The organism is Azospirillum sp. UFLA03-27, from assembly GCF_059803775.1.
The window spans coordinates 1-9,372 of sequence record NZ_JAUQTX010000253.1; the positions used below are offsets into that span (position 1 = coordinate 1).

13 protein-coding genes and 1 other RNA gene are annotated in these 9,372 nt (G+C 68.5%); 7 read left to right on the forward strand and 7 right to left on the reverse strand.

All coding sequences use genetic code 11. The features are described 5' to 3' along the window. Positions 1 to 64: 64 nt before the first annotated feature. Positions 65 to 1,033: an ABC transporter substrate-binding protein gene (locus Q4I23_RS26770; protein ID WP_498528220.1), complete on the reverse strand. Its 969-nt coding sequence runs from the start codon at positions 1,031 to 1,033 to the stop codon at positions 65 to 67. Between the two features lie 80 nt (positions 1,034 to 1,113). On the opposite strand from Q4I23_RS26770, the gene Q4I23_RS26775 reads away from it, so the two are divergent. Continuing rightward, entirely contained in the window at positions 1,114 to 1,317 is a 204-nt protein-coding gene (locus Q4I23_RS26775) for a hypothetical protein (RefSeq protein WP_498528221.1), read from the forward strand. Between the two features lie 60 nt (positions 1,318 to 1,377). Beyond that, the gene (locus Q4I23_RS26780) at positions 1,378 to 1,782 is read left to right on the forward strand and encodes a DUF983 domain-containing protein (RefSeq protein ID WP_094304411.1); all 405 of its coding nucleotides are present in this window, start codon (positions 1,378 to 1,380) and stop codon (positions 1,780 to 1,782) included. A 6-nt stretch (positions 1,783 to 1,788) separates the two neighbouring features. Here the strand turns inward: Q4I23_RS26780 and Q4I23_RS26785 are convergent, their stop codons facing one another. Continuing rightward, positions 1,789 to 3,699, reverse strand: coding sequence for an O-linked N-acetylglucosamine transferase, SPINDLY family protein (locus tag Q4I23_RS26785; protein ID WP_498528222.1), 1,911 nt, complete (start codon positions 3,697 to 3,699; stop codon positions 1,789 to 1,791). A gap of 32 nt (positions 3,700 to 3,731) precedes the next feature. Next, positions 3,732 to 4,670 carry an FAD-dependent thymidylate synthase gene (gene thyX / locus Q4I23_RS26790; protein WP_145678343.1) on the reverse strand — a complete coding sequence of 313 codons (939 nt, stop codon included), beginning with the start codon at positions 4,668 to 4,670 and terminating at the stop codon, positions 3,732 to 3,734. A 95-nt stretch (positions 4,671 to 4,765) separates the two neighbouring features. Here thyX and ssrA point away from each other — a divergent pair. The 3 genes from ssrA (at position 4,766) to Q4I23_RS26805 (ending at position 6,136) form a co-directional block, all read left to right on the forward strand. Beyond that, positions 4,766 to 5,142, forward strand: a transfer-messenger RNA (tmRNA) gene (gene ssrA, locus Q4I23_RS26795). Positions 5,143 to 5,173: 31 nt separating this feature from the next. Beyond that, positions 5,174 to 5,734, forward strand: a complete 561-nt coding sequence (locus tag Q4I23_RS26800) for an SspB family protein (protein ID WP_498528223.1) — start codon at positions 5,174 to 5,176, stop codon at positions 5,732 to 5,734. Between the two features lie 24 nt (positions 5,735 to 5,758). Beyond that, on the forward strand, positions 5,759 to 6,136 hold the full coding sequence (locus Q4I23_RS26805; protein WP_498528224.1) for a TfoX/Sxy family protein: 378 nt from the start codon (positions 5,759 to 5,761) through the stop codon (positions 6,134 to 6,136). Between the two features lie 4 nt (positions 6,137 to 6,140). Here the strand turns inward: Q4I23_RS26805 and Q4I23_RS26810 are convergent, their stop codons facing one another. After that, on the reverse strand, positions 6,141 to 6,848 hold the full coding sequence (locus Q4I23_RS26810; protein WP_454018043.1) for a COQ9 family protein: 708 nt from the start codon (positions 6,846 to 6,848) through the stop codon (positions 6,141 to 6,143). Between the two features lies 1 nt (position 6,849). After that, the gene (gene def / locus Q4I23_RS26815; protein WP_498528225.1) at positions 6,850 to 7,392 is read right to left on the reverse strand and encodes a peptide deformylase; all 543 of its coding nucleotides are present in this window, start codon (positions 7,390 to 7,392) and stop codon (positions 6,850 to 6,852) included. 216 nt (positions 7,393 to 7,608) lie between these two features. On the opposite strand from def, the gene rpsU reads away from it, so the two are divergent. Both rpsU and panB read left to right on the forward strand, forming a co-directional pair. Then, entirely contained in the window at positions 7,609 to 7,812 is a 204-nt protein-coding gene (rpsU, locus tag Q4I23_RS26820) for a 30S ribosomal protein S21 (RefSeq protein WP_012974546.1), read from the forward strand. A 193-nt stretch (positions 7,813 to 8,005) separates the two neighbouring features. Further along, on the forward strand, positions 8,006 to 8,830 hold the full coding sequence (gene panB / locus Q4I23_RS26825) for a 3-methyl-2-oxobutanoate hydroxymethyltransferase (RefSeq protein ID WP_498528226.1): 825 nt from the start codon (positions 8,006 to 8,008) through the stop codon (positions 8,828 to 8,830). 69 nt (positions 8,831 to 8,899) lie between these two features. Here the strand turns inward: panB and Q4I23_RS26830 are convergent, their stop codons facing one another. Beyond that, positions 8,900 to 9,187 carry a DUF1330 domain-containing protein gene (locus Q4I23_RS26830; RefSeq protein WP_498528227.1) on the reverse strand — a complete coding sequence of 96 codons (288 nt, stop codon included), beginning with the start codon at positions 9,185 to 9,187 and terminating at the stop codon, positions 8,900 to 8,902. 96 nt (positions 9,188 to 9,283) lie between these two features. Beyond that, the coding region (locus tag Q4I23_RS26835) for an NAD(P)(+) transhydrogenase (Re/Si-specific) subunit beta (protein WP_253828409.1) at positions 9,284 to 9,372 on the reverse strand (89 nt) is incomplete at its 5' end.

The following is a 9,372-nucleotide window of genomic DNA, read 5'->3' on the forward strand; positions in this document are numbered from 1 at the left end:
GCGTATAATCGTCGGCAGCGTCAGATGTGTATAAGAGACAGCCACTCCCCCTCAACGAAACAACTTACTGCCCGACCACCTTGGTCGCGCGCTGGATCACCGCCTCGGGGATGGTCACGCCCATCGCCGCCGCGGATTTCGGGTTCACGAACAGGTCGGTGCCCTTGGCGAAGGTCACCGGGACGTCGCCCGGCTTCTCGCCCTTCAGGATGCGGACCACGGCCTCGCCGGTCTGGCGGCCGACCTGCCGGTAGTCGAAGCCGATGGAGGCCACCGTGCCGCGCGCCACGCTGTCGGTGTCGGCGGAGAAGACCGGCAGCTTGGCCTGCTGGCCGACCGCGACGACGCTCTCCAGCGCCGAGACGACCGTGTTGTCCAGCGGCACGTAGATCGCGTCGGCCTTGCCGACGAGGCTGCGGGCGGCGGGCTGGGCGTCGGCGGACTTGGTGGCGGTCGCCTCGACCACGGTCAGCCCGGCCTTCTGCGCCTCGTCCTTCAGCGCCTTGACCAGCGAGACGGAGTTCGGCTCGCCGGCGTTGTAGAGGACGCCCAGACGCTTGACCGACGGCACGATCTCGCGGATCAGCGCCACATGCTCGGCCACCGGGGCCATGTCCGACACGCCGGTCACGTTGGCGCCCGGCTTGTCCAGGCTGCGGACGAGCTGCGCGCCGACCGGGTCGGTCACCGCGGTGAAGACCACCGGAATGTCGCGGGTCGAGGCGACGACGGCCTGGGCGGAGGGGGTGGAAATCGGAACGATCACGTCCGGACGGGCGCCAGCGAACTGGCGCGCGATCTGCGCGGCGGTTGCGGGGTTGCCCTGGGCGCTCTGATACTCGACCTTCAGGGTGTCACCCGGCGTGTAGCCCGCGGCCTTCAACGCCTCGATCACGCCGTCGCGCGTGGCGTCCAGCGCCGGATGCTCGACGATGGCGGTGATCGCGACGGTCTTGGTCTGGGCGAAGGCGGCGGCGCTGGTCAGCGCGACGGCGGCCGTGGCTGCGGCGAGAAACAGGCGGGTGATCGTCATGGCTCCAGGCTCCCGGAGAGGGTTTGTGCATCCCGTAGACGCCCAGGGGTCGGTCCGTCAACTGCCCGAACAGGAATCCGATGAGCGAAGACCCGCGCGACACCCGACTCCACGCCCGACTCCGAGCCCTCGAATCCGCCATCGCCGACATTGAGGCCGAAGCCCGCGCCGCCGCGCACGCGCTGTGCGCGCATGAGCTTCAGATGCGGCTGGAGAACATCGCCCGCCGCGTCGAGGCCCTGCGCGCGGCGCAACGCCGAAGTGCGGACGACGGAACGGCGTGACGATCGGTCGCTCCCTCCCCATATGAGGCCCTTCGGGGAGCGGATCGCAGGGGTACGGTCATGACGGCGGAAGACAGGTCGGTGAACGATGGGGCGGAAGACGGCGCGCGGTCGAAGACGACGGCGGCGCTGCGCGGGCTGATGGGGCAATGCCCGGCCTGCGGACGCGGGCGCCTGCTGCGGAACTATCTGAAACCGGTGGACCACTGCACCCATTGCGGCGAGGCGTTCGGCCATCTGCGCGCCGACGACGCCCCGCCCTGGATGACCATCCTGATCGTCGGCCACATCATCATCCCGGCGGTCCTGTCGGTCGAGCAGAGCTACGAGCCGGCGACCTGGGTGCATCTCACCATCTGGCCGCTGCTGACCCTGTTGCTGACCGGCCTGCTGCTGCCGCGCTGCAAGGGCGTGGTGCTCGGGCTGCTGTGGAGCACCGGCGCACCGGGGTCTGAACGCGCCTGATCTCCCTTAATCAAAGCTCAGGGCGAAGCTCGCCCGCCCCTGCCCAGCCTGGAAGCGCTGCCACATCACGCCGAAGGCGGCCTCCAGCGCGCGGGTGAAGCGCACGCCGTTCAGCGCCGGGGACGCCGCGAGCCGGTCCCGCAACCCGCCGCGCAGGGCCGCCAGCGCCGCCGGGTCGGACACCAGCGCCGCCGCCTTGGCGATGTAGCCGTCCGGCCCGTCGGCCACCAGATCGGACAACCCCGCCGAGGCGAGGTGCGTCACCGAATGACGGGCGCAGAAGCGGTCGCCGCCCAGTGTCACCACCGGCACGCCCATCCACAGCGCCTCCAAAGTCGTCAGACCGCCGGAATAGGGGAAGGGGTCGAGCGCCACGTCGACCTCCCCGTAGCCGGCCAGGAACTCCCGGTGCGGCGCCCCGCCCCGCAGATCCACCCGCGTCGGGTCGAGCCCGGCCCGCTCGAACAGCGCCAGGGTGCGCGCCGCGGTGCCGGCGTCGTCCAGGCCCGGCGTGCGCAGCAGCAGCCGGGAGCCGGGAACGGCGCCCAGCACGCGCGCCCACAGCGCCGCAACCTCCGCGTTCAGCTTGGGCAGAGCGTTGAAGGACCCGAAGGTGGCGTGACCGCGCGTCGCCAGCGGCAGCGGAGCCACGGCCGGCGCGTCCTCGGGCGGCGCCCAGGGGACGTAGGCGTCGGGCATGCGCACGACGCCCTCGATGCACCAGCCGTCCGATCCCGGCGGGCTCTGCCGCGAATCGGAAATCAGATAGTCCATGGCCGGCAGGCCGGTGGTGCCGACATAGCCCGCCCAGGTCGCCTGCACTGGCGCCGCGCGCCGCGCGAAGACCGGCAGGCGGTTGCCGAAGGTCTGCCCGGCCAGATCGACCAGGATGTGGATGCCGTCCGCCTGGATGCGCTGGGCCAGAGCGGCGTCGTCCAGGCCGGTGGTCCAGACCCAGTGGTCGGCCCGGGCCATCAGCCGTTCTGTCTTCCAGTCCGGGTTGGCAGTGTTGGCGTAGCAGACCACCTCGAAGGCCGAGCGGTCGTGGTTCGCCAGCACCGGCTCCAGGAAGAAGCCCACGGGATGCGCGCGGAAGTCCGGCGAGACGTAGCCGATGCGCATCTTCGGCGCCGGAGCGGCCACCGTGGGCGCCGGACGGTCGGGGTAACGGGCGCCCCAGTCCGCATGGGCCTGGGCGATCGCCGGCATGGTCAGCCCCGGCGCGTACTGCATCAGGTAGAGGCGTGAGGCGTGCAGCGAATCCACGGTGCCGTGCTGCGCCACCACGGCGTCGATCTCCGCCAGGGCCTCGTCCGCCCGCCCCTGCATGGCGAGCACGCGGGTGGCGCGGTTCGCCCGCACCTCCGCCCGGCCCGGCGCGAGGGCCAGCGCCGCCCCATAGGCGTCGTCGGCCTCGCCCAGCCGGTTCATCTCGGCCAGCGCGTTGCCGAGGTTGTAGGGGTGAGCCCAGTTGACCGGGTCGAGCCGCCCGGCCCTCTCATAGAGCGTCACCGCCTCCGCCCGCCGCGCCTGGGCGCGCAGCAGCACGCCGAGATTGGCGACGGCCGCCAGCGTCTTCGGGTTCAGCGCGATGGCGCGGCGGAAGAAGGCCTCCGCGCGGGCCGAATCGCCGGCCCGGCGCACCGTCTCCGCCATGGTGAGCAACCCGTCCATCGCCATCTCCAGCGACGGGTCGAGGTTCAGCGCCCCGGCGTAGGCGTTGGCCGCCCCGGCGACATCACCCAGGCTTTCCATCACCAGCCCGTAGTTGGCCCACCAGACGGGGACCGAGGGATAGGCGGCAATGGCCCGCCCGATCAGGTCCAAGGCCTCGTCGAACCGCCCGGCCTGCGCCGCGACGAGGCCCTGGCGGTGCAATCCATCGGCCTCGTGCGGCGTCATCGGGGGCGGCGTCATGACGGTTGGTCCTTACACAGTTGGAGCGGGCGTTACTCGGCGCGGCCGAGTTGGTCCATCAGTTCGCGCCATTCGCGCTTGGACAGGCCACTGGCCTCCTGGGTCACGGCCTCTCCGGAGAGCAGGCGCTTCACGACCTCCAGCCCGGTCTTCGACATGTGGGTGCCGCCCAGCCGGTACTCGCTGAAGGCGTCGAACACGGCAGGGACCCAGCGTTTCACCACATCCAGCATGGCCTCCGCATAGACGCGGATCTCATACTGGGCGTGCGGGTCGGCGCGCAGGCTGAGGAAATGCAGAAGGTTGTGGAGATCGACCTTCCAATACCACTGGGTGTAGTAGTTCAGCGTCAGGTTCATGCGCGCCAGCTCGCGCGCCAGACCCTGGCGGCCCTCCTCGATGGTGGTGCCGTCCTCGCGCTGGTTCAGCATCTCCTCGTAGTGGGCGTAGACCGCCTCCGAATCGTCGCGCAGCAGCTTCATCACCGCCGCCGCCTCGTCGCCCTGGAGCACATCGCCGCGGCCCTGCCGGTTGACGACGGCCTGGGCGCCCAGGTTCTCGGGCGTCGGGATGTAGAACTCGCGGTCGAGGATGGAGTAGCGCGCGGAGTATTCGTTGACGTTCGCCGTGCGATGGCGAATCCACTGGCGGGCGACGAAGATCGGCAGCTTGACGTGGAACTTGATCTCGCACATCTCGAACGGGGTCGAGTGGCGGTGGCGCATCAGATACTTGATGAGGCCGGCGTCCTCGGTAACCTTCTTGGTGCCCTTGCCGTAGGACACGCGCGCCGCCTGGACGACGGCCGAATCGTCGCCCATGTAGTCGACGACGCGCACGAAGCCGTGGTCCAGGACCTCCAGCGGCTCGTAGAGGATCTCCTCCAGGGCCGGAACGGTGGCGCGGCGGGTGGTGGCGGTGACGGCGCGCAGGCGGTCGATCTCGGCGCGCTGCTCGGGCGTGATCGGCATGGGTACTCCGGGGACTGAAATTCGGGCGGCACTCTACGTCCGTGGACTCCGACAGTCATCCCTTTCGCGGAGCCCCCGGTCAGAATCCGCCGCACCCCCTTTCCATATCGGAGCGAAGGGCCTATATTGGGTCCGTCGGCAGCAGCCGACTATGGCGATAAACGCCTTGCGGAATAAGCGTTGTGGACCCGGGGGCGGTACCCGGCGCCTCCACCAAACAAACCACCGATCTCTCGGGCGTTGCCGTAGGGAGCGGGTTCGTTGGGGGCGAAATAGGATCGACACGCGTGGTAAAGGCATGGTCTTCGCCCGGCATGGTTCCGCCGTTATCGGGCCATTGCAATAGTTGCCAACGACAACGTTGCTCCGGTCGCCGTTGCCGCCTAACGGTGGTAACTGACCGAAATCAATCCCCGATGGGTAGCACCTGAGGGTGGGGCCGTGGGCCGCCTAGCAACAGAAGGCCCACACTTACCCGTCTGGCGTTAAGGACCCGCCCAAGAATGCCGAGAGAGCAGTTGCGTTATGACCGCATGGTCGAGGCCGCCTTGCGTGGTGTCGTCCGTGACGCGCTCCGCCAGGTGACGGACCGCGGGCTCCCCGGCGATCATCACTTCTACCTGACCTTCCGGACGGGTTACCCGGGCGTCGACATCCCCGAATATCTGTCGTCCCAGTATCCCAACGAGATGACCATCGTCATCCAGTACCAGTTCTATGGGCTGGAGGCGCTGGACGATCATTTCGAGGTGACGCTGAGCTTCAACAACGTGCATGAGCGGCTGGTCATTCCCTACGCCGCCATCACCACCTTCGCCGATCCGTCGGAGAATTTCGCCCTCCAGTTCCAGCCCGTGGAGCCCGCCGAATCGGCGGAAATCGCCACCATCCCCGCGCGCGAGACGCCGGAGAAGAAGGCTGCGGACGGGGCGAAGCCGTCCATCGCGAAGCTCGCCAAAGCCGACGCGGCCAAGGCCGACGCCGGCAAGCCCGACTCCGACCGTTCCGGCGAGGAGCCGAAGCGCGGCGAGGTCGTGGCGCTCGACGCCTTCCGCAAAAAATAGGCTTTCACCAACGGGCTCCCCAGCATGGCCACGGTCAGCGAACTCGTCCGTTTCCTGTGCGAGTCGCTGACGCCCTTGGGGGCCATCACCGCCCGCCGCATGTTCGGCGGTTACGCGGTCTATTGCGACGGCGTCGTCTTCGCCCTGGTCGCCCGCAACATCCTGTATTTCAAGACCGACGATGGCAACCGGCCGGAGTACGAGGCGCTGGGCCTGCGCCCCTTCAAGCCCTTCGACGACAAGCCGACGGTCCTGCCCTACTTCCCTCCGCCCGACTCGGCGCTGGACGACCCTGACGAGCTTTTGTTCTGGGCCCGCCCGGCCCTGGCAGCGGCGATCCGCACCGCCGCCGTCAAAAAACCGTCCCGCAAGAAAGCTGTCCTTAAGAAAGCCGGGGCCTGAGCCGTCAGATGTTCTCCGCCATGTGGGCGGAGGCGGTGTCCACCGGAGCGGCGCCGGCACGCTGGCGGATCTGACGGGCGAAGCGCGCGGGACTCGGCAGATGGCTGAGGAGACGCCCGGCGCGGCCCATGGCCGACATCGCCTTGCCCATGCTCATGACGTCGCCGAGCCGGCGGTCCACGAAGGCCCAGGTCTCGGCATGCCCCTCCGACCGGTCGTCCAGCCAGTAGAAGGTCGCGGAGCTGAGCACCGCGGCCAGCGTGGCGCGTTTGGTGTAGTGATTGAAGTCGGTGGCGGTGTCGCCTGCCGCGAACCACATGGCGTCGACCGTGCGGTAGAGCATGGTCAGCCCCATCCCGAGATTCTGCGGCATGGCGAGGTAGGCGAGCAGGCGGCGCTTGGCCTCCATGTGCGGTTCCAGCACCTCGAAATGGGTACGGATGGCGAGCGCGATCTTCTCGCCCACCCTCATCTCGTCGAGCGGGTGCTTGTCCAGCTCGGCCAGCATGCGGCGGTCGGTCCAGGCGCCGAAATGCTCGGCCAGCTCCGGCACGCCGCCGGGGAAGGCGCGATGCATGGTCGCCGTGTCGTAGCCGGCCATTTGGGCGCCGTCGCGCAGCGCCTGGAGGCTCCAGCCGTCAAACACGATGTTGGGAAGCGTGGACAGCAGGATGTCGTCCCGCACCGCGTCCATATCCAGCGCAGCGTCCATATCAGTCTCTCCCCTCCTGCTGTTCCAGCGCCTCGGTCACGTGATGCGCCTCGTCGGTGAAGGCCAGATAGCGCAGATCGGTCATCCGGTCGATGTAAAGCACGCCGTCCAGGTGATCGCACTCATGCTGGATGACGCGGGCGTGGAATCCCTCCGCCTCGCGCTCGATGGGTTCGCCGTCCAGCCCGACTCCGCGGTAGCGGATGCGGGCGAATCGCGGAACGACGCCGCGCAGCTCGGGAATCGACAGGCAGCCCTCCATCCCGTGCTCCATCCCATCGTCCAGCGGCTCGATCACCGGGTTGATGAGGACGGTCGGCTCCACCGACTCGCCGCCGGATCGCAGGGCAGGAACGCGGAACACGATCATGCGCAGGGATTCGTGCACCTGCGGGGCCGCCAGCCCGACTCCGGGCGCGTCCAGCATGGTGTCGATCATGTCGGACGCCAGCCGCCGGATCTCCGGGGCCGTCGGGTCGGGCACCGGGTCTGCGACCTTGCGCAGCACTGGGTGCCCCATGCGGGCGATCTTCAACAGGGCCATGCCCTATTATCTGGGCGCTTCGGGCCACCGGGCAACCGTTTTGCCCACGCATTGTTGCAGCGGAACACGCAGGGTTGGAAGACTCCGCTTCACAGGCGGCCCCGTCCGTGCTACATAAAGGTCCACACAAGGGGTGCGCCCGAAAGCGCATGCCTGTCGCATGCCTGTTTGTTGCTTCATGGCAACTCGGCTCACTTGATGAAGGTGACGGTTAACGTGCAAGTTCTGGTCCGAGACAACAACGTCGATCAGGCCCTCCGCGCGCTGAAGAAGAAGATGCAGCGCGAGGGCATTTTCCGGGAAATGAAGCTGCGCCGGAACTACGAGAAGCCCTCGGAGAAGCGCGCGCGTGAGAAGGCTGAGGCGGTGCGTCGCACCCGCAAGCTGCTCCGCAAGCGCATGGAGCGCGAGGGCTATTAATCCTCAGGCGCGTTTCGCGCCGGATTGACAGGCGCGCTTCGGCGCGCCGGGCATCCTGCGCTTTCGCGCGCTTGCCCCTCTTGTGTCCTGCACCTGCCGCCCCGCGCCTGCGCGTGGGCGGTTTTGGTGCATCTGCGGTCCGTTTCGCCGCACAAGAACGTCTGCCAAGAAAATACAATGGGGAGGGTCGCCAATGAGCGCATCCAAGGACACTCCGCGCGTCTCCGTGCCGGCGCTGCGCGCACGCAAGGGCGGGGAGCCGATCGTCTGCCTGACCGCCTACACGACTCCGGTCGCCCGACTGCTGGACCCGCACGTCGACCTGCTGCTGGTCGGCGACTCGCTGGGCATGGTGGTCTACGGCTTCGACAGCACGCTTCCCGTCACGCTCGACATGATGATCGCCCACGGCGCCGCCGTGGTGCGCGGCTCGCGCCACGCCTGCGTGGTGGTCGACCTGCCCTTCGGCAGCTACCAAGAGAGCCCCCAGGTGGCCTTCCGCAACGCCGCCCGCGTCATGGCGGAGAGCGGCGCCCAGGCGGTGAAGGTGGAAGGCGGGCTGGAGATGGCCGAGACGGTGGCCTACCTGACCACCCGCGGCGTGCCGGTGATGGGCCATGTCGGGCTGCTGCCGCAGTCGGTCAACGCGCTCGGCGGCTACAAGGCGGTGGGACGCGACCCGGACGCGGCGGAGCGCATCCGCGCCGACGCCCGCGCCATCGCCGAGGCTGGCGCCTTCTCCCTGGTCATCGAGGGCACGATGGAGTCGCTGGCCCGCCAGATCACCGAGGATGTGACCATCCCGACCATCGGCATCGGCGCCTCCCCGGCCTGCGACGGGCAGGTCCTGGTGTCCGACGACATGTTCGGCCTGTTCGGCGAGTTCCAGCCCAAGTTCGTCAAGCGCTACGCCCAGCTCGGCACCGCCATCGGCGAGGCCGCCGCGACCTACGCCGCCGAGGTGAAGGCCCGCAGCTTCCCCGGTCCGGAGCACTGCTTCGGCGTCAAGAAGGCGTAAGGGCCCTCTCCCTTTCCGAAAGAGAAGCCGTGCGGCTCCGCACGGCTTTTTTTCTTGTTCCGGGGAATGTCAGGCGCCGTCCACCACGATCATGCGGAAGTCGGCGGCGCCCTTCCGGGCCTCGCGCGCCTCGCGGTATTCCGGGCTGTCGTAGAAGGCCTTGGCGGCGGCGTAGTCCGGGAATTCCAGGATGACCACGCGGCTGGGCTGCCAGCCGCCTTCCAGCTCCTCCGCCTGCCCGCCACGGGCGATGAAGCGCCCGCCGTTCTTGGCGACCGCGTTCGGGGTCAGCTTCTTGTAGTTCTCGTAGGCCTCGGGATTCGTCACGTTCACGTCGGCGATGATGTAGGCGGCCATGGCGTCCTCTCTCCGTTTCTTGTGATGGCAAAAAGAAACCCCCGGGGCGAGCCGGCCCCGGGGGTTCATCCTACTCCACGGCCGTGACGCCGCGGGTTACTCCATCGACTTCACGACCTCTTCGGTGACCTTCTTGGCGTCGCCGAACAGCATCATGGTGTTGGGGCGGAAGAACAGCTCGTTCT

Bases quoted from the DNA above. Each gene is read 5' to 3' on its own strand.
- Q4I23_RS26770 (WP_498528220.1), bottom strand. From the start codon at position 1,033: ATGACGATCACCCGCCTGTTTCTCGCCGCAGCCACGGCCGCCGTCGCG.
- Q4I23_RS26775 (WP_498528221.1), top strand. From the start codon at position 1,114: ATGAGCGAAGACCCGCGCGACACCCGACTCCACGCCCGACTCCGAGCC.
- Q4I23_RS26780 (WP_094304411.1), top strand. From the start codon at position 1,378: ATGACGGCGGAAGACAGGTCGGTGAACGATGGGGCGGAAGACGGCGCG.
- Q4I23_RS26785 (WP_498528222.1), bottom strand. From the start codon at position 3,699: ATGACGCCGCCCCCGATGACGCCGCACGAGGCCGATGGATTGCACCGC.
- thyX (WP_145678343.1), bottom strand. From the start codon at position 4,670: ATGCCGATCACGCCCGAGCAGCGCGCCGAGATCGACCGCCTGCGCGCC.
- Q4I23_RS26800 (WP_498528223.1), top strand. From the start codon at position 5,174: ATGCCGAGAGAGCAGTTGCGTTATGACCGCATGGTCGAGGCCGCCTTG.
- Q4I23_RS26805 (WP_498528224.1), top strand. From the start codon at position 5,759: ATGGCCACGGTCAGCGAACTCGTCCGTTTCCTGTGCGAGTCGCTGACG.
- Q4I23_RS26810 (WP_454018043.1), bottom strand. From the start codon at position 6,848: ATGGACGCTGCGCTGGATATGGACGCGGTGCGGGACGACATCCTGCTG.
- def (WP_498528225.1), bottom strand. From the start codon at position 7,392: ATGGCCCTGTTGAAGATCGCCCGCATGGGGCACCCAGTGCTGCGCAAG.
- panB (WP_498528226.1), top strand. From the start codon at position 8,006: ATGAGCGCATCCAAGGACACTCCGCGCGTCTCCGTGCCGGCGCTGCGC.
- Q4I23_RS26830 (WP_498528227.1), bottom strand. From the start codon at position 9,187: ATGGCCGCCTACATCATCGCCGACGTGAACGTGACGAATCCCGAGGCC.